We start from the raw sequence: 19,137 nt of genomic DNA on the forward strand, positions 1-19,137 counted from the left end.
TCGACGGGCCTGAGTTCGACGAACAGCACGGTGACGTCGCTGTCTACCTCAACGTCGACGGGGATCAGCTCGTTGTCGACGGGCCTGAGTTCGACGAACAGCACGGTGACGTCGCTGTCTACCTCAACGTCGACGGGGATCAGCTCGTTGTCCACCGGCCTGAGTTCGACGAACAGCACGGTGACGTCGCTGTCGACGTCGACGTCGACGGGCATCAGCTCGTTGTCGACCGGCCTGAGTTCGACGAACAGCACGGTCATGTCGCTGTCGACGTCCACCTCGACCGGCATCAGTTCGCTGTCTACCGGCCTGAGCTCGACGAACAGCACGATCACGTCGTTGTCGACGTCCGCGTCGACCGCCGTCGGCTCGCTGTCGACCGGCCTGTCCAGCACCAACAGCAACCTGACGTCGCTGTCGACCGCGACGTCGACGGGCATCAGTTCGCTGTCGACCGGCCTCAGTTCGATCGCATCGAACAACGGCAACCTCGGCAACAGCACGGCTGGCGCGCTCGGCGGCGGCGCGACCTACAACCCGACGACCGGGGCGATCTCGGCGCCGTCCTACGTGACCTACAACAGCGACGGCTCGACGACGGTCAACAACAACGTCGGCTCGGCGATCGACAACATCAACGCGAACGGCATCAAGTATTTCCACGCGAACTCGACCGCACCGGACAGCCAGGCGCTCGGCGTCGACAGCGTGGCGATCGGGCCGAATGCGATCTCGCGGGTGGACGGCGGCATCGCGCTCGGCTCGGGTTCGGTGTCCGATCGTCCGATCGTGCAGTCGTCCGGGTTCCTGCGCAACGGCAGCGCGTCGATTCCGTTCGATACGACCGACGAGAAGCTGCTCGGCGCGGTGTCGCTCGGCGATGAGACGGGCAAGTCCTATCGCCAGATCACCAATGTCGCGGACGGCACGGGGCAACACGATGCAGTAACGGTGCGGCAGCTGACCGGCGCGTTGCAGTCGTTCGCGGTCACGCCCCAGAAGTACTTCCACGCGAATTCGACTGCGGCGGATTCGCTCGCGGTCGGCGCGGAATCGGTCGCAGTGGGGCCGACGACGGTCGTGAACGGCGATAACGGCGTGGGCATCGGCAACGGCGCGATCGTCGACCAGACGGCTCCCGGTGGCATCGCGATCGGGCAGGCCGCGAGTTCCGCGCAAGCCGACGCGATCGCGCTCGGCAGCGGCGCGACGGCGACCGGCGCACAGTCCGTCGCGCAGGGCGCCAATGCGGTCGCGGTCAGCGTGGGCAGCGTCGCGCTCGGTTCCGGCGCGCGCAGCACCGCGACCGATGCGCTCGCGCTCGGGGCCGGCGCGTCGTCGACGTTCGCGAACAGCGTCGCGCTCGGCGCGGGTTCGCTGACGACGGTCGGCGCACTGACGAACTACATCGCGTACGGCCTGACCAGCCCGCAATCGTCGGCAGGCGAAGTGAACGTCGGCAACCGGCAGATCACCGGCCTTGCCGCAGGCAAGAACGGCACGGACGCGGTGAACGTGTCGCAGCTCGACTCGGTCGCGAATCAGCTGACGACGCTGATCGACCAGCGCACGGCGAACGGCTCGTATTCGACGAATCCGACCGGCACGAAGATCGATCCGGTGACGGTCGGCTCGAATTCGTCGGCGGGCGGCTCGGGCTCGGTGGCATCGGGCTCGAACAGCACGGCGGTCGGCAACGCGTCGACGGCGTCCGGCAACGGCTCGACCGCGCTCGGTGTCGGCGCGACCTCGTCGGGCAACAACTCGGCCGCGATCGGCGCCGGCAGCAATGACGGCGGCCGGTCGAACGTGGTCGCGGTCGGCTCGGCGGATTCGCCGCGGCAGGTCGCCAACGTCGCGGCGGGCACGCAGGGCACCGACGCGGTGAACGTCAATCAGCTGAATGCCGTGTCGAACCAGTTCACGCAGTCGCTGAACACGGTCAACAACCAACTCACACAGATGCAGCAGCAGATCCAGCAGACCGACTCGATGGCGCGCGAGGGGATCGCCGCAACGGCCGCGATGGCGTCGATCCCGCACATGGACCGCGATTCGAACTTCGCGATGGGGGTCGGCACGGCGACGTTCCAGGGCCAGAAGGCCATGGCGGTCGGCATGCAGGCGCGCATCACGGAGAACCTGAAGGCGACGCTGAACGGCGGTTTCGCCGGCAGCCAGCGCGTCGTCGGCGCCGGCATGTTGTATCAGTGGAAGTGATCGAGCGCGCAACGGTTCGCTCCGGCACGCGCTGCCGGAGCGAATCACACGGAACGCATGCGAATGCGGCTGCGCCGAGCGCATCGCATTCGCTGCGCCCATCGCATTTTCGGAGTTATCAAGTGAAAAAACACCATCTTGCATTGCTGGCATCCGTCGTTTCCCTGGCCGCGTGTTCGAGCGCATCGGGGCCGACGTACAACGCATACGAACTGCAGCCGCGCGACGGCGTTAGGACCTTCCGCGTCGACTGCCACGGCATCCTGTCGAGCGAGAAGACCTGCATGAAAGTCGCGACGCGCATGTGCGGCAGCGACGCCGTGCGCACGATCGATTCCACGGCGCCGTTCCGCGAAGGCGCGGACCCGCGCTCGCTCGTGTTCCAGTGCGGCGCTCCCGTCGCGCCGGCCCCGGCAGCCGCACCGGCCGCGCCCGTGGCCGCCGAGAAAGTCAGCCTGACGGGCGCTGCGTACTTCGCGACCGACTCCGCCACGCTGACGCCCACTGCGCAGGCCGCGCTCGACACGTTGCTGAATCGTCAGGGCGACAAGCAATTCTCGCGAGTGGACGTGACCGGCTATACCGACTCGACCGGCTCGGATACACACAATCTGTCGCTGTCGCGGCGTCGCGCCGAGGCCGTCGCATCGTATTTGCGCGAACATGGGCTGAAGGCGGATTCGTTTGCGGCGACCGGGCGAGGAGAAGCCGATCCGGCGGCGTCAAACGATACCGCGGAAGGGCGGGCGCGCAACCGCCGCGTGGAAATCCTGCTGCAGAAGTAGCAGGGGCGACATGGCGATCACACGCGCGGCCGTCGAAACCGGACGGCCCGCGTGTCGCTCCGCGCGTTGCCGGCCTGCCCGGTGGCGGGGTGGCGATCCCGTCATGGAAAACTGTATGAATATGCAGCAGAGTGTCCGTCGAACCGGAGCCGCCCGGGCATGACCCGTGCGGCACGTGCGCCGCGCGTGCGGGCATCCGCCGCAGCGTTTCGGCACCGTGAATTCCGGCTAACTCATCCAGACGGGCAGGCAAATTGTCATCCAGCAATCTGATCCGCATTCGCGGAGCACGTCAGCACAACCTCAAGAACCTCGATCTCGACCTGCGCACCGGCGAAATGACGGTCGTCACCCGCCCGTCGGGCTCCGGCAAGTCGGGCCTCCTGTTCGATACGCCGGAAGCGGAAAACGTGCTCGCCGAGCCGCAGGTGTGGCGTTTCTCCACCGGGCTGCACGACCTTGACAGCGACCTGCGCTATGCGGAGCCGCAGGCGGCACTGTTCTCGTTCAACTCGGCCTACGGCGCATGCGCGACCTGCCGGGGCTTCGGCCGTGTGATCGGTGTCGATCTCGGCCTCGTGATTCCCGACGCGCGCAAGACACTGCGCGGCGGCGCGATCAAGCCGATGCAGACGCCCGCCTGGAAGGAGTGCCAGGACGACCTGATGCGCTACGCGGCGAAGGCGGACATCCGCCGCGACACGCCGCCGACAGCGTGATCGACACGCCCGTCGCCGTGTAGACGGGCGTTGCCTCGAACCCGTCGACCGTCACCGTCGAGAACTGCGTGGATCCGGCCGCGCCGTCGACCAGCGCGATGGTGTCGCCGGCTTTGGGCGTGTAGCCGTTCACGAACTTCACGTGCAGCGTGCCGCCCGCGACGGTGAACGAGCCGCCCACGCGCAGGCTTCCGCCGCCGTTGCCGTCGATGTCGATGTCGAGCGTCGTGTTGTCGAGCTGCGTATAGCGGGCGGCGATCGTCACGGGCGCGCTGGCCGTGATCCGGATGCCGCCGCCGGAGCCGACGTACACGTCGCCGTTGCCGAACGCCGTCGGGGACGCGGCGGCGAGCGTGCCGCCGCCGACCTGCGTGCCGCCCGTATAGGTGTTGCACCGGATCCGGGCCGAAATTGCCTGTCGTTGATGGTTGCGTCGTTCGTTGGCGAGACCCGCTCGCGGGCACTGCGGGCGAGCGGGGCGACGCCTCGCCGGGTGCAATCTTGAGCACCATTGAAATCAGTCATCGCATGACGGCGCGAAGTGTAACGGAAGCATCACCGCGACGAAATAAAAAGTTGTCACGAAACAACTTGTCGATCCGATAGCGATTGTCACGAATCGATTGATTAACATGCTATTGAAATTGAAATAAATGGTGATTGATGTGCTTGCGAGATATTATCGTCGCCGGCCTGCGCGAAGGACACGCATCATGTGTGTCGACCGATATCGGATCGTTTTTTTCGTGTTGTCATACAACCGATAACATTATGTGGTTCTACACACCGTATGTCGGCTCGCGGGCCGGTACAACCCTATCCAGGCGCGGCTATGCCGGCGTCGTCCGACGGATGAACAACCACCGCGCGACGTTCGGCCGGTATGATCGCTGCGCTCGCGAACGACGCAATCGGCCAGTGCATGCCGACGCGTGCGTGACCGACGTCACCGGCACGGCACTCGCGGCAGCGCAGGACGGACGCCGGCGACTCACCGGGCCTCGATCGGGCCGAACGGGCCAGGACAGCACGACGGAGTATTGAAACGATGTTGATGGAGACAGGTGCGGCGCGACGCGCGTGGGCGATCGCTGCCGGGGGAACATTGTGCATGGCGGCCGCAGGCGGCGCGCATGCGCAGGCGCCGAACGCCGGCGCGACGACGGCCGTGCTGCCGCCCATCGACGTGACCGGCAACGCCGGCGGATCGTCGGTCGGGCTCGTCGGGCTGCGCACCGCCGCCGGCACGAAGACCGACACGCCGGTGGCCGAGATTCCGCAGACGACCAACATCGTGACCGCGCAGCAGATCGAGATGACCGGCGCGGCCGACCTGAACCAGGCGCTGCGTTATGTGCCGGGCTTCGCGACGTTCGGCGCCGACAGCCGGACCGACTGGTATGCGGCGCTGCGCGGCTTCACGCCGACGCTGTACGTCGACGGCGTGCCGGCGCCGAATACGGCCGTCATCGCGAACTGGCGTGTCGACCCATACACGATCGACTCGATCGCGGCGCTGCGCGGGCCGACGTCGGTGCTGTACGGCGCGGGCGAGCCCGGCGCGATCGTCGACGCGCACACGAAACTCGCCGACGGCGAGCGCGTGCGCGAAGCCGGCGTGCAGATCGGCAACCATGCGCGCAAGCAATTCATGGTCGATGTCGGCGACCAGCTCGACCCGGACGGCCGGTATGCGTATCGCTTCGTCGGCATCGCACGCGACGGCAACGCATGGACCGGCCCGAATGCCGACCGGCGCGTCGCGCTCGCGCCTTCGTTTCGCTGGCGGCCGACCGCCGACACGTCGCTGACATTCTCCGCGTCGTTCCTGCAGGACAGCGGCGACATCTCGTCGAACTTCCTGCCCGCGTCCGGGACGGTGCTGCCGAACCCGAACGGCCGCCTGTCGCAGGACATCTACATGGGCGACCCGTCGTTCAACGACTACCGGAAGAAGCAATGGTCGCTCGGCTACGCGCTGGAGCACCGCGTGGATGCGATATGGACGCTGCACCAGGACGTACGCTGGTCGCATCTGTCGCTCGACGACGCGACGGTGTTCGGCACAGGCCTGGTGCCCCGCAGCACGACGAACATGATGCGTTTCGCGGGGCTGTTCCAGCTCAACTACAGCCGGCTCGATATCGACAACCACGCGCAGGCGCGCTTCGGCACGGGGCCGCTCGAACACACGCTGCTGCTCGGCGTGCAGTTCGACCGGCAGACGACGACCAACAGCGTATGGCTCGCGCTGGCGCCGTCGCTGAACTTGTACCACCCCGTCTATCGGCCGGTCACGGCCGCGATCTTTACCGGCCCGACGTCGCTCGGCCATGTCGACCAGTACACGGCGATGAACGCGGTCGGCGTGTACGCGCAGGACCAGATCCGCTGGCAGCGTTGGACGATGACGCTCGGCGGCCGCGAGGATCGTGTGAATGCACGGTTCGACGGCCGGACGGTCGGTACGCATTCGCGGCAGGACGACAGCGCGTTTTCCGGGCGCGTCGGGCTCGCCTATCAGGGCGATGCGGGGCTGTCGCCGTATGTGAGTTATTCGACGTCGTTCGATCCGGTCATCGGCGTGCGGATTTATGGTGGCGGCCTGCCGAAGCCGACGCACGGCACGCAGACGGAAGCCGGGCTGCGCTGGCAACCGCCGGGCAAGAATCTGATGCTGAGCGCGGCCGTTTATCGGATCGACCAGACCAACGTCGTGACGCCGGCGCCGGCGAATCTCGACCCCACCGGCACGACGTCCGTGCAGACCGGCAAGGTGCGCTCGCGCGGCATCGAGCTGAGCGCGCTCGGCAAGGTGACCCGCGAGCTGTCGATCGTCGCGTCGTATATGTATCAGGACGTCAAGAACGTGCAGGCGAACGACGCGTCGCTGAACAACTGGCCGGTGTCCGTGCCGCTGCCGCGGCAGATGGCGTCGATGTGGGCCGACTGGACCTGGCATGCGGGCGCGCTGTCGGGCCTCGGGATCGGCGCTGGCGTGCGCTATCAGAGCGCGTCGGCCGGCGCGCCCGACAATTCGCTGACGGTATCCAGCTTTACGCTGTACGACCTGGCGATGCACTACGAGATGCGCCACTGGCGGTTCGCGTTCAACGTCGCGAACCTGTTCGACCGGCGTTACGTCAGCGGCTGCCAGTCGTACGCGGTGTGCGTGTTCGGCAACGAGCGGACGGTGCTGGCCAGCGCGAGATACAACTGGTAGCGCAGCATCGCGGGCACGCCGAACGCGGCTTACGCGCCGCGTTGCGGTTCACGGGTCGCGGTGCGCCGGCTCGCGCGGCGCTGGCGCCGCCACTCGGTCGGCGTGATGCCGAAACGTTCGCGGAAGGCGGTCGCGAAGTTCGCCGGCGTGGAAAAGCCGATTTCCTTCGCGATGCTGGCGATGCTGAGCGACGTCGAATCCAGGAGATCCTGCGCGATCCGAAGCCGCTCGTGCCGCAGATACTCGAACACGGTCTGGCCGAGATTGTCGCGAAACGCGCGCGACAACCGCTTTTCGTGCGTGCCGACCGCACGCGCCAGTTGTTCGACCGTCGGCGGATCGTTCAGCGTCCGTGACAGGTGGCGAATGGCCGCGCGCACGATGATGTCGTCGTCCATGCCGGCCGCGAACGGGCTTGCCGTGTCCGACGGCCGGTCGCGCTTCGCCCGCGCGAGCTGCACGCGAATCCGCGCGAGCACCTCGACCGGTTCGAACGGCTTCACCACATAGTCGACACCGCCGATTTCCAGCCCCTCGAGGCGTTCGTGCAATTCGCCGGCCACGGTCAGGAAGATGACCGGAATCGCGCTCGTCAGCGGATCGGCGGCAAGCCGCCGGCACGCGGTGAAACCGTCCATGCGCGGCATGCGGACATCCATCAGGATCACATCGGGCATGAGCGCCTGCGCGCGCTGGCACGCCTGCGCCCCGTCGGATGCGATGCTGATCCGGCAGCCCGTACCGCGCAGGATGTCGATCAGCAAACGCAGCTGGTCGGGCTGATCGTCGACGATCAGGACATGGGCGTCGCTCAATGCGGAGATCGATGGGGGCATCGTGCACCTGTTCTGGAAAGGCGGCTGGCCGAGATCCCGCGGGCGGCCTGCCCGGTGTGGGGAATCGTCGGACGCCGCTCTATGACGACGCGCAAATGCGTCGCACGCTCGTATCGATATTCGGATTGCGCCGGACTGCGCGGCCGGCAACCGGCCGGCGCAATACCGGGCGTTCGTTGTTTTGATCGCTGAACCGGTAATGACACGGACGATTGCGGTGGTGGCGTCGTGAGTGATCGCGGCTGCCGGTATCGATGCGAGCGGAATTGTAGGAGCATATTTCGATTCCCGCCAGATGGTCTGTCAATAATCGAGTCATGGCGTTTTACATATTTTCAATTATGCGGCGGTTCGTGCCTGCGGTGCCGGGCGTCGATATTCGTCAAAAACCCGCTGATTCCATGTGTGTCCGGGATGCAATCGTGCAATTTTCCGGCTCTCCGGCAGAGAGTTGTCCGATGCCGTTTTATTTGAATGCACTCGAGCAAAGTATTTATCCGCTTCTAAAAACATTCCGATTGAATACGGTAGATCGCAATCGTTTGCGAGATGATTGAATTATAGGTAACTCATTGAATATATTGAATTTTACAATCTATAAACAATGTCGCCTTTAATAATTATCGATCGTGTCTCATAATTCGTCCGAACTTTGAGCGACGGATGGCGCCGGACGCCGGGAGACGAGGCGAACAGCGGCGGATGTTGCGCAATTGGAGTCCGAGGCATCAGTTGATGCATGCGTGGGCGAATGTCCTGCGCATGCGAACAGAAATCCGGTCGCCGGAGATGAAATAAAAGAAACGGGGTTGGTCGCGCTCGGCGCGTCATCAGATTCGGTGTGTTTATAAAGACGGGTTGAATCTCGCGATTCAACGGGGATGAGCTCGTCCATAAATAACGATACGCATTCCTGATGATGTGGCGATTTAACGGAATGGGTCGTAAAGAGACGGCGTGCCCGTGCCATCGAATGCCCTGGCGATTTGCTCGGTGTCGATGCATGTCGCGCTCGACATGGCGAGGCTGGGCATCGTGGCCAGGTTCCGCACCGAAGTCGTATTTGTAATCGCAGTCGAAGTCGAAGCTGTCAAGAAAATTAAGTAGTCCGTATTCAAACCAGACGCTACAAAACGGAGCAGAACAGCATGAAGAGGAACCAGATTTCGGCGCTTGCCGCCGCCATGTTCACGGGTGCAGGTGTGCTGATCGCGGGGGTCGCGCACGCGGACAATTTCGTCGACCGTGGCAACCCGGACAACGCGCTGAACGGCCAATGCATCGACGGGACCAACCCGCTTTGCGTGGCGACGAAAAGCGGGAGTTTCGTCGCGGTGAGTACCACGAACGTTACGCAGGGCACGAATGCGAAGGCCGGTTCCAGCGGTATCGCGATCGGCGACCAGTCGAATGCGAGCAGCAAGGGCGGCAGCAGCAGCGGCGGTGCGATTGCGATCGGGGTCGGCTCGCAGGCATTGGCGAACTCGGCAACGGCGATCGGTACGGTGGCGGTCGCGCAAGGCAATACGGCGCTCGCGATCGGTCGCCAGTCGGCTGCAATCGGCGATTTCTCGATGGCGCTCGGCAACGTCGCCGATGCGCACGGCACGAGCTCGATCGCGCTCGGCCACTCTGCGCTGGCCAGCGGCGATCGCTCGATCGCGATCGGCGGCGCGAACCCGACGTCGAGCGACGGCGTATCGAACGGCGCCGCGTACGACGCAGCGTCGCAGACGCGCGCCGGCGGCACGCAATCGGTGGCGATCGGCGCGGGCGCACAGACAAACGACAGCAACCAGGTGGCGATCGGCTCGGGCAGCGTCGGCGCGAACAACGGCGGCACGCCGGTGTTCGGCGGCACGGCAGCGCCGGTCGGCGGCGCGGTGTCGTTCGGTGCGCTCGGCAGCGAACGCCAGCTCAAGAACGTCGCGGCCGGCGCGGCCGATACGGATGCCGTCAACGTCCAGCAGCTGAAGAACGTGAACAGCGCGCTCAGCACGAGCATCGGCAACGTCGACGCGCGCGTGACGTCGGTCGGCGATTCGCTGTCGACTTCGATCACGAACGTCGACCAGCGCGTGACCAGCGTCGGCAACAGCCTCAGCACGAGCATCGTGTCGGCAACGCAGAACGTGGTGAAATACACCGACGATTCGCATGCGGCGATCACGCTCGACGGCAGCAACGGCACCGCGATCAGCGGCGTCGCGGCCGGTGTTGCAGACACCGATGCGGTGAACGTCGGCCAGTTGAGGGGCAGCGTCGCGCCGCTGCAAACGTCCATGTCGACGGCGGCTTCGAACATCACGAACCTGCAGAACAGCGTCTCCGGCATCAACACGTCGCTGAGCACGGCGGCGTCGAACATCGGCAACCTGCAGGCGGCCGATACGCGCAACGTGAAGTACGACGGCGCGAGCGGGTTCGATTCGGTGACGTTCGCCGGCACGAACGGCACGACCCTGCACAACATCGCGGACGGCAAGGACGTGCACGACGCGGTCAACGTCGGCCAACTGAACGGCGGCCTCGCATCGCTCAGCACGAGCGTGACGAACAACCTCAGCACGACGCTCGGCAACCTGAGCACGTCGATCACCAGCCAGATCGGCAACGCGACGAAGAACGCGGTGCAGTACGACGACGATGCGCACGGCGGCGTCACGCTCGGCGGCAAGGGCGCGCAGGCACCCGTCGGCCTGCACAATGTCGCGGACGGCGTAGCCGCGGGCGATGCGGTGAACGTCGGCCAGCTCGGCAATGTGACCGACACGCTCAATCAGTCGATCACGACAGTCGGCAACCAGGTGACGACGAATACGGGCAACATCGCCGCGCTGCAGCAGGATGCGCTCCAGTGGAACGCGAGCCTCGGCGCGTACGATGCAAGCCACGGCGGCAACGGCCCGCAACTGATCAGCAACGTCGCGGCCGGTAAGAATGGAACCGACGCGGTCAACGTCGACCAGTTGAACGCGGCGATTCAAAGCGGCACGAGCCAGCTCGATGCGCTGGCCGTGAAGTACGACGATGCGAGCAAGCGGCAGGTTTCGCTCGGGGCGGGCAATGGCGGGAGCCCGGTGCGTGTGACCAATGTCGCGGAAGGCAACGTGGCGTCCGGCAGCACCGACGCGGTGAACGGCGCGCAGCTGCGCCGCGCGACCGACGGCACCGCGGCTGCGCTCGGCGGCGGCGCCACGGCGAACCCGGACGGCTCGATCACCGCGCCGGCCTACAAGGTTGGCGGCGGCTCGTTCAACAATGTCGGCGACGCACTCACGAACCTCGACGGCCGCGTCGGCAGCAACACGACGACGCTCGAGAATCAAGAAACGCGCCTCGGCAACGCCGAAACGAACATCGTCGGCAATACCGCCGCGATCGCCGGGCTGCAGCAGGACGCGCTGCAGTTCGACCCGAAACTCGGTGCCTATAGCGCGGCGCGCGGCGGTGCTCCGACCAAGCTGACGAACGTGGCCGACGGCAACGTCGCCGCGGGCAGTACCGACGCGGTGAACGGTGGACAGCTGTCGGGCGTGAAATCCGATCTCGAACAGCAGATCACGCAGGTGTCCAATCAGACCGGCGAGGCCGTGAAGAACGTCGTCAAATACGATGTCGATACGAACGGCAACCGGCTGAATTCGGTCTCGCTCGTCGGCGGCGACGCCAATTCGGCGGTCGTGCTGAAGAACGTCGCGGCGGGCACCAACGATACCGACGCGGTGAACGTGAAGCAACTGAAGGACGTGCAGTCGAATCTCAACCAGCTCGGCGCACTCGCGGTGCAGTACGACGACAGCTCGAAGAGCACGATCACGCTCGGCGGCGCCGGCGGCACGCGCATCACGAATGTGCAGGCCGGCACGCTCGGCGCAACCAGCACGGACGCGGTAAACGGCTCGCAGCTCTACGCGACCAACCAGCAGGTGTCGAAGAACACGACCGACATCTCGAACCTGCAGGGCAGCGTGACCAACATCGCGAACGGCAAGGCCGGCCTCGTGCAGCAACAGGATCCGAACGGCGCGATCACGGTCGGGAAGGACACGGGCGGCACCAACGTGAACTTCTCGGGCACGGCCGGCGACCGCGTGCTGACCGGCGTCGCGGCGGGCGTGAACGCGAACGATGCGGTCAACGTCGGCCAGTTCAACGCCGCGCTGCAGAACGTGGCGGCCAACGACAAGATCCACACGGCGGCAACCGATGCGAACACGACGTGGATCGCGCGCGCCGATGCGGGATCGATCGGGTCGACGGCGACCGCAACCGGCAAGAACGCGGTGGCGGTGGGCCAGGGTTCCGTCGCCGATCGCGACAATTCGTTCTCGGTCGGCGCGCAGGGCAGCGAGCGCCAGATCACGAACGTCGCGGCCGGGACGGCGCCGACCGACGCGGTGAACGTGCAGCAACTGAACGACAACCTCTCGACCGCTTCGACGCAGGCGAAGAGCTACACCGACCAGCGCATCGGGCAGGTGTACAACTCGTTCAACGACCTGAAGAAGGACATGTACGGCGGCGTCGCGTCGGCGATGGCGGTGGCCGGCTTGCCGCAACCGACGGGCGCGGGCCGCTCGATGGTATCGGCAGCGACCGCGAACTATCACGGCCAGCAGGGGTTTGCCGCCGGTTACTCGTATGTGACGGAAAGCAACCGCTGGGTCGTCAAGGCGTCGGTGACGGGCAACGCCCGCTCGGACTTCGGCGCGGTGGTGGGCGCTGGCTATCAGTTCTGATGTCGGGCGTAACGCGTTGAACGTTCGGACGTGCCGGCAATGCGCGTGATACCCGGTGCTTGCGACAAATCCATGGCCCGAGGTCGATTTCTCGACCTCGGGCTGTGATTTGCCGTCGAAAAGGTGAAATCATCGAGTCCGCCAGGTGTCGCATGAACTTCCGAGTGTAATGCCGGGTGGGTGCATCCGCTCCTTCGGATAATGTCGGCGCGGTGTCACGTTCGACAGTGTCGTCACGCTATGCTTCGCATCAAGGCCAATCTGCCCTGCGGGCAGTCGCTTCGGAGCGTGGTGATCAACGTCGACCGTGATCAGTTGCGCGTCACGCCATCGATCGACGGCGGCCGAACATAAAGAGCCTGAGCCTGAACCTGAACCGAGTTCGGGCATCAGCTTGGGAGTGCGTGCCTTGATATGCTGGATCAGTGAGCTGCTGTCCGACATGTGTTCGTCAGGGCAGCCGCCCGCGTGAACAATCGCGCCGAGAACAGCCACCAACCGACTCGGGAACGCGAGCGTCGTATGCGAGGGTTTCGCGACCCGCGACGCACGCAACACTTCCTGTCGTGCTTTGGTCCGATCCGCCAACATTTCGCAGTGAAGAGGCACCTATTACACGCGGTGCTCCATCGCAAACAACTCGCTGGGCGCTTCGACGCCTAGCGCGAGTTCACCAGCGTGGCCCGGAATCCGTCTCCGACAAACTGCGATTGTCGTCCGTTGCATTTTCATCCTCGATGGTCGTTAAGTTGACAATGCCGCGTGAACTAACGCAGCGAGCGCGCCACGATCATCGCGTTGGCCCGCACTACCGGAACCCTGGCACGGACATCGCCGGTCGATCCCGACGGTCGCGATACGGCTATGCTCGCCCGTCAGTTGCAATGATTCTCCATTCGGTATGCTGAGTTTACCGCTTGCCCATGATCGACGCCCACGGCGGGCTTGTGCAGTGGCGCAGGTTCCGGCAGGTGCGCGCGCGCCTCGTACAAGCGGATTGCTAGCAGCCGCCCGACGGCACTGGGCGCTGCCAAGGCCGCCGCACTACCTTTGACTGCCATTACCGCGTGGGAACTACTGTTCGACCGGCTGAAGATTGTCGAGCGCGGCGGCGTCGGGCAGTGCATGCTGGTGATCGGCGCGGGTGGCGGCGTCGGGTCCATTCTCGTGCAACTCGCGCGCCAATTGACCGCCCTGACGGTGAGCGGCACCGCGCTGCTTTAAAGCGACGCACCGCCGCACATGACGATCTGCTGCCCGGTGATGGCGCTCGCGTCCGCGCTCAGCAGAAAGCCGGTGAGCGCGGCGACTTCCCCGGGCGTGATGAACCGCCCGATCGGCGGCAGGCGGGGAGGCGTTGCCGCACGTGCCGGATCCCGCAGGAACGGCGTGTCCGTGGCGCCGGGCGCGACGACGTTGACGGTGATGCCCTTCGGCGCGAGTTCCGCCGCCCAGGACCGCGCGAGGCCCACCAGCGCGGATTTGGTCGCCGCATACTGGCTGCGCGTGGCCGCGCCGTTGGCGGTGCGGCTGCCCAGCAGCACGATGCGTCCGCCGGGGGGCATCCGGGGCACCAGGCGATCGGCCAGAAAGCTCACAGACTCGACGTGCAGGCGCCACATTGCCGCTCCGTCGTCGTGCGAAAGCTGGCCGAGCGGCGCGGTACGCATGAAACCGGCCGCATGCACCAGCGCGTCCGCCGTACCCAGTTCATCGCACACGGGCCCGAGTGCGGCGAAGTCGGTGACGTCGACGGGCACGATTTTCAGCGAATCACGGGGTGTTTCAATGTATGAGCGGCACAGGCCGGTGACGCGCCAGCCGTCCGACAGCAGACGCTCGACGATCGCCTGTCCGATTCCCGACGACGCGCCCGTGACGACTGCATGGCGCAAACCCGAACCCGACTGCTCCAATTGACCCACGATCGCTCCTGCTGCGTTTGAACTACGATGAACCGGCGGATGTCGGCGCTGTCTTTGTGCTGACCGCATGCACCGTGATCCGCACTTGCGAATGGAACGGATCGAGCTGCTCGGGCAGCGCTGCGTCGTCCGTCACGAGCGTCCAGTCGCGCTCGAGCGGCGTCCAGTGCTGCTGGCTTGCGCGTCCGAGCTTGTCGGCGGTGACGAGCACGAAGACCTCCGCTGCCTGTCGCATCACGCACTCCTTCAGGTACGACTGCTCGCTGCTCGCCTCGCACAAGCCCAGTTCGGCGACCACGCCGTCCGCGCCGAGGAACGCCTTGTCGACGCTCAGGCGACTCAGCGCGATCTGCGCGAGCGGCCCGAGCGTGCTCATGCTGGACGACCGGACGTCGCCGCCGATCACCGTCACCTGAACGCCCGACGCGACGAGCGGGCTCACGACCAGCAGGTTGTTGGTGACGACGTGAACGGCTGTCCGGCCGGCAAGCAGGCGCGCCAGCGCCGCAGTCGTGGTGCCGCCGTCGAGGAACACGGTGTCGCCGTCCTCGACGTACGCGCTCGCCGCGTGCGCGATCGCTTCCTTCTGTTCCTGCGAACTGACGCGCCGCTCCTCGAGCGAGGGCTCGGGCTCATGGCCGCCGACCGCGGCGGCGCCGCCGTAAGTGCGCAGAATGCGGCGGTCGCTCGCGAGCGCACGCAGATCCCGGCGAACCGTGGCTTCCGACATCCCGAAGTGCTCGCACAACGTCGCAACGTCCGTCATGCCCCCGAGCACGGCCTGCAGCATCGCCTCCCGGCGCCTGGTCACTTTCATGTGCGTGAATTCCTGGTCTGATTCAATGGGCGCGCTGGTCTGCGCCTCGAGACCGACAAGTTTATCCAATTGCCGCAGTGACCGGCTGGTTGCACCGGAGGGTGTCATCGGCCGCGAATCCACGCCTCGTCGACGCGCACGTACTTGATCTTCTGGCGGAACCAGGTGAATGCGATGTGCAGCGCGCCATCTTGCGACTGTACGATCGACGGATACGAGTATTCCCGGTTGCGCTGGTCTGCCGAGTTGTTCGTCATGCAGTAGCCGTCACCGATTTCCAGGTTGCGGCGGCGCCGCCACGTCTTGCCGCCGTCTTCGGAGATGGCCAGCGACATCGGCGCGCGTGGCGCGCCCCAGAACGCGGTACCACGCGCGGACGCCTTCTGGTCGCGCAGCTCGCCGTTGTCCTCGGAGTCTTCGATGTCGTCGTACAGCGATGCGCGGCGCTCCGTGCTGTGCGACGCATCGCTTTCGTTGAACACGAGCGCGAGGTGACCGTTCTGCAGCACCGTGAACTGGATGGACGAATTGTTGTTCGGCACCTCGGTCGGCTCGGGCGCGCTCCATGTGCGGCCGTCCGTCGAGCGGCTCGCGTAGACGAAGTCCGCCCAGCGGCTGCGATAGAGTGCCAGCAGCGAGCCGTCGTGCAGCACGTGAACGTTCATGTGCACGCACCCGACGCTGTTGGGCACTTCATGCAGGGTCCACGACGCGCCCTGGTCGTCGGAAACCATGACCGCGCTGACGTCGTCGTTGCCGACCCAGCGCTCGCCGGGCTCCGTGCGGCACAGAAATACGGGGCAAATCCACGTGCCGCTATCCAGGGTGATGATCGGCTGGCGGACGAACGTCCCCGGGCGATCGAACAGGGTTTCGACGGGGCCCCAGGTGATGCCGCCGTCCGTCGACACGCGGTGGCGCACGATCGCGGTGTTCTGATGCCCTGACAATTGCGCGGTGTAGATCAGCCACAGGCGGCCGTCCGGCGCGGTGAACAGCACCGGGTTCTGTTCCGAGCGTGTCGGGTCGTCCGACAGCTTGTGGGGCGACGACCACGCGTTCGTCCCGGCCGCGAGACGCGACATGTAGATGGAGACGTCGGGAATGCCTTCTTGCGTACCGCCGAACCAGACGCACAGAAGGTCGCCGTTGTCGAGGCAGTGCAGATTGGCCGCGTGGTTCTGCACGCAGGCGGTCGGCAGAAACGCTTCTTGCCGTTGCGCGTCGGCATACGCCGTGCGGACGCAATGATCCGAAGCGGCGCTTGCCGCGTCAAGCAGGTTCGTGCTCATGAAATGTTTCTCGAGTTGCGAGGTTAGTGCGATTCGCGATGCGTGAGCTGCTTGTCGCGAAGGTTCGAGCCTTTGCCATGAAACAACAGCTTGGCGACGACCAGCACGATCGCGGGGGTGACGAGTGCGACGTACATGTTGTCGATGCCGAACGGATTGCCGAGCAGGTACCAGACCGTTGTGGCGATCGTCGCGAAGATGAGCGCCGAGACGGCGCCGCGCTTGCCGCTGAAGAACGGCAGGTAGATCCCGATCAGCGCAATGATCGACACGGACAGGCGCAGCGCGCGGCTGAAGAACGATAGCGCGAGAATCTGCGGGACGAACAGCACGAAGAGCAGCGGGAGAAAGCCCACGATCAGCGAGATCCAGCGCGTCATTCTCAGCTCGACATCGGGCGTCGGCTTGAAGCGCGGCACATAGAAGTCCTTGACGATCAGCGAAGCGATCGCCAGTGCGACGGTGCATACGCTGACGAAGATGGATGCCACGAGCGAAATCGTGACGACGCCGGCAAGGATGGGATTCATGTGCTGCAGGAACACCGGCAGCGCGTACAGGCTCTTGATGTCCGGATACAGGTACTTGGCGGTCACGCCGATGAAGCCGAGCGCGAGGGCGATCGGCACGCACAGGAACGCGGCGATCAGCGCAGACGCACGCGCGCCCTCGGGGCTACGGGTCGCCGAGATGGCCTGGATGATGAATTGTGTCGAGAAGATCGCGCCGGCCGTGCCGATGATCCATGCGCCGATCGTGCCGCCGGACAGCGCCCCCGTCCACGTGAAATAGTGTGCGGGCATGTGTTGAGCCATCGGCTTGATGCCGCCCGACAGCTTCCATGCGACGCCGACCAGGATGGCGATGCCGAGCAGCTTCACGGCGCTGTGAACGACGGTCAGATATGCGACGCTCTTGAGGCCGCCCCAGACGAAATAGATGGTGCTGACGATGGCAGTGATGAAGGCGGCCGTCGGCAGGTCGATGCGCATGACTGTCGAGATCGCCGCCGCCCCGCTCACGTAGTTGCCCACGTTCACCACGAACAGCGCATAGATCATGATCGCGGAGACGGCTAGCTTCGCGCCATGCCCGTACCGCTGGGCGATGAATCCGGAAATGGTGAACTCGCCGGACGCATACAGGCGCTTGGCCATGAACAGGCCGAAGAACAGAAAGCCGATGGCTGCCGCCAGGACCGACCACGAGGCGGCGAAGCCGGCCGAGAAGGCTTCCTGCGAAGTCCCGACGGTCGATTTGGCGCCGATGAATTCCGACATCAGCAGGATGGCGACCACCAGCGCGGGCATCGAGCGCCCGGCCACCATGAACTGTTCGGAATTACGGCTGCGCAGGCGAATGCTGATCACGCTCGTAATCACGATGTAGACGACCACCATGCCGATGATGGTGGCTGTGTCCCAATAACTGAAGGTGGCCATCTCTTGTCTCCACGTTACCTTCGGTTGATGTGTGTTCGGGTGTGTCGGGCGATCCGGCATGTTCCTGCCGGTATCGCCCGTTGGCCGATGCGCGTCGTTGCGGGCGCTGCTTACGCGGCGCTTGCGACGGGCGACGGCTCGTTGCGTCGCGTCGCGAGGTCCACGGCCTGGCGGAAGGCTTCCAGCAGGCTGCGCTCGTCGGCGATGCCCTTGCCGGCGATGTCGAAGGCGGTGCCGTGGTCGACCGACGTGCGGATGACCGGCAGGCCGACCGTCACGTTCACGCCGGCTTCGAGGCCCATCACCTTCACGGGCCCGTGACCCTGGTCGTGATACATCGCGACGACCACGTCGAAATCACCGCGGCCCGCGCGGAAGAACAGCGTATCCGCCGGCAGCGGGCCTTCTACGTCCCAGCCGCGTGCCTGCAGGACCTGAACCGCGGGCACGATCTTCTCTTCCTCCTCGCCATAGCCGAATAGGCCGTTCTCGCCGGCGTGGGGATTGATGCCGCATACGCCGATGCGGGGATTCGCGATACCGGCACGAACCAGCGTGTCGTGTGCACGCTCGATCGTGCGTTGCACGAGGCCCGGCTCGATCTTGCGAATCGCGTCGAGCAGGCCGATGTGCGTCGTTACGTGAATCACGCGGAGATTGGGCGCGACCAGCATCATCGACACTTCGTCGATGCCCGTCAGGTGCGCCAGCATTTCGGTGTGACCCGGGAAAATATGGCCGCCCGCATGCAACGCTTCCTTGTTGAGCGGTGCCGTGCAGATCGCGTCGAGCTCGCCGTTCGACGTCAGCTCCACGGTGCGCGCGATGTATTGATACGCGGCGTCTCCGGCGATCGCAGAAAGCTTGCCATAGGGCAGGTCGGCCGGAATCAGCGCCATGTCGATACAATCGACCACGCCCACGCGGAACGCGCCTTCGGACGGACGGCTGACGGCACACACCTCGAGGTCGACGCCCGTCCGGCGGCCGGCGTCCCGCAGGCGTGCTGCGTCGCCGATGACCACGGGGCGGCATTGCTCATACACGGAGGCGTGCGCAAGGCTCTTCATGATGATTTCCGGTCCGACGCCGGCTGCGTCGCCCATGGTGATACCGATGATGGGACGGTTGTCCAT

11 protein-coding genes and 4 pseudogenes are annotated in these 19,137 nt (G+C 65.4%); 7 read left to right on the plus strand and 8 right to left on the minus strand.

The features are described from left to right. From DIE08_RS33085 to DIE08_RS33095, 3 genes and pseudogenes are all read left to right on the plus strand, one after another. Nucleotides 1-2,220 (plus strand): YadA-like family protein (locus DIE08_RS33085; protein WP_185715938.1); only part of this gene is annotated, 2,220 nt, incomplete at its 5' end. Between the two features lie 122 nt (nt 2,221-2,342). After that, the gene (locus DIE08_RS33090; protein ID WP_124905992.1) at nt 2,343-3,005 is read left to right on the plus strand and encodes an OmpA family protein; all 663 of its coding nucleotides are present in this window, start codon (nt 2,343-2,345) and stop codon (nt 3,003-3,005) included. A gap of 254 nt (nt 3,006-3,259) precedes the next feature. Beyond that, nucleotides 3,260-3,712 (plus strand): annotated as a pseudogene (locus DIE08_RS33095) (hypothetical protein); the annotation flags it as partial. On the opposite strand, the pseudogene DIE08_RS33100 reads toward DIE08_RS33095, so the two are convergent. Continuing rightward, nucleotides 3,708-4,115, minus strand: a pseudogene (locus tag DIE08_RS33100) (hypothetical protein); the annotation flags it as partial. The pseudogenes DIE08_RS33095 and DIE08_RS33100 overlap by 5 nt on opposite strands. Before the next feature lie 657 nt (nt 4,116-4,772). Here DIE08_RS33100 and DIE08_RS33105 point away from each other — a divergent pair. Then, the gene (locus tag DIE08_RS33105; protein ID WP_124905994.1) at nt 4,773-6,947 is read left to right on the plus strand and encodes a TonB-dependent siderophore receptor; all 2,175 of its coding nucleotides are present in this window, start codon (nt 4,773-4,775) and stop codon (nt 6,945-6,947) included. 29 nt (nt 6,948-6,976) lie between these two features. Here the strand turns inward: DIE08_RS33105 and DIE08_RS33110 are convergent, their stop codons facing one another. Further along, the gene (locus tag DIE08_RS33110) at nt 6,977-7,783 is read right to left on the minus strand and encodes a response regulator (protein ID WP_124905996.1); all 807 of its coding nucleotides are present in this window, start codon (nt 7,781-7,783) and stop codon (nt 6,977-6,979) included. A 1,148-nt stretch (nt 7,784-8,931) separates the two neighbouring features. On the opposite strand from DIE08_RS33110, the gene DIE08_RS33115 reads away from it, so the two are divergent. Beyond that, nucleotides 8,932-12,525: a YadA family autotransporter adhesin gene (locus DIE08_RS33115; RefSeq protein ID WP_124905998.1), complete on the plus strand. Its 3,594-nt coding sequence runs from the start codon at nt 8,932-8,934 to the stop codon at nt 12,523-12,525. Nucleotides 12,526-12,654: 129 nt separating this feature from the next. Here the strand turns inward: DIE08_RS33115 and DIE08_RS33120 are convergent, their stop codons facing one another. Further along, nucleotides 12,655-13,020 (minus strand): hypothetical protein, encoded by a 366-nt coding sequence (locus DIE08_RS33120; RefSeq protein WP_124906000.1) that lies wholly within the window; start codon nt 13,018-13,020, stop codon nt 12,655-12,657. On the opposite strand from DIE08_RS33120, the pseudogene DIE08_RS33125 reads away from it, so the two are divergent. Further along, a pseudogene (locus tag DIE08_RS33125) lies at nt 12,955-13,188 on the plus strand (IS6 family transposase); the annotation flags it as partial. The gene DIE08_RS33120 and the pseudogene DIE08_RS33125 overlap by 66 nt on opposite strands. Before the next feature lie 327 nt (nt 13,189-13,515). After that, nucleotides 13,516-13,740, plus strand: a pseudogene (locus tag DIE08_RS33130) (zinc-binding alcohol dehydrogenase family protein); the annotation flags it as partial. Between the two features lie 5 nt (nt 13,741-13,745). Here DIE08_RS33130 and DIE08_RS33135 read toward each other — a convergent pair. The 5 genes from DIE08_RS33135 to pdxA form a co-directional block, all read right to left on the minus strand. Further along, a complete protein-coding gene (locus DIE08_RS33135; protein WP_124906002.1) occupies nt 13,746-14,450 on the minus strand; it encodes an SDR family NAD(P)-dependent oxidoreductase in 705 nt (234 codons plus the stop codon). A 22-nt stretch (nt 14,451-14,472) separates the two neighbouring features. Then, a complete protein-coding gene (locus DIE08_RS33140; protein ID WP_124906004.1) occupies nt 14,473-15,267 on the minus strand; it encodes a DeoR/GlpR family DNA-binding transcription regulator in 795 nt (264 codons plus the stop codon). A 104-nt stretch (nt 15,268-15,371) separates the two neighbouring features. After that, a complete protein-coding gene (locus tag DIE08_RS33145; protein WP_124906006.1) occupies nt 15,372-16,559 on the minus strand; it encodes an exo-alpha-sialidase in 1,188 nt (395 codons plus the stop codon). A gap of 23 nt (nt 16,560-16,582) precedes the next feature. Beyond that, nucleotides 16,583-18,001, minus strand: coding sequence for a sodium:solute symporter family protein (locus DIE08_RS33150; protein WP_124906008.1), 1,419 nt, complete (start codon nt 17,999-18,001; stop codon nt 16,583-16,585). Nucleotides 18,002-18,111: 110 nt separating this feature from the next. Beyond that, nucleotides 18,112-19,137 (minus strand): 4-hydroxythreonine-4-phosphate dehydrogenase PdxA, encoded by a 1,026-nt coding sequence (gene pdxA, locus DIE08_RS33155; protein WP_124629167.1) that lies wholly within the window; start codon nt 19,135-19,137, stop codon nt 18,112-18,114.

It is taken from the genome of Burkholderia sp. Bp9004 (assembly GCF_003858025.1).
Classification (GTDB): Bacteria; Pseudomonadota; Gammaproteobacteria; order Burkholderiales; family Burkholderiaceae; genus Burkholderia; species Burkholderia diffusa.

Coding starts and splice junctions, on each gene's coding strand:
- DIE08_RS33105 (WP_124905994.1), top strand. CDS start 4,773: ATGTTGATGGAGACAGGTGCGGCGCGACGCGCGTGGGCGATCGCTGCC.
- DIE08_RS33110 (WP_124905996.1), bottom strand. CDS start 7,783: ATGCCCCCATCGATCTCCGCATTGAGCGACGCCCATGTCCTGATCGTC.
- DIE08_RS33115 (WP_124905998.1), top strand. CDS start 8,932: ATGAAGAGGAACCAGATTTCGGCGCTTGCCGCCGCCATGTTCACGGGT.
- DIE08_RS33140 (WP_124906004.1), bottom strand. CDS start 15,267: ATGAAAGTGACCAGGCGCCGGGAGGCGATGCTGCAGGCCGTGCTCGGG.
- DIE08_RS33145 (WP_124906006.1), bottom strand. CDS start 16,559: ATGAGCACGAACCTGCTTGACGCGGCAAGCGCCGCTTCGGATCATTGC.
- DIE08_RS33150 (WP_124906008.1), bottom strand. CDS start 18,001: ATGGCCACCTTCAGTTATTGGGACACAGCCACCATCATCGGCATGGTG.
- pdxA (WP_124629167.1), bottom strand. CDS start 19,137: ATGGACAACCGTCCCATCATCGGTATCACCATGGGCGACGCAGCCGGC.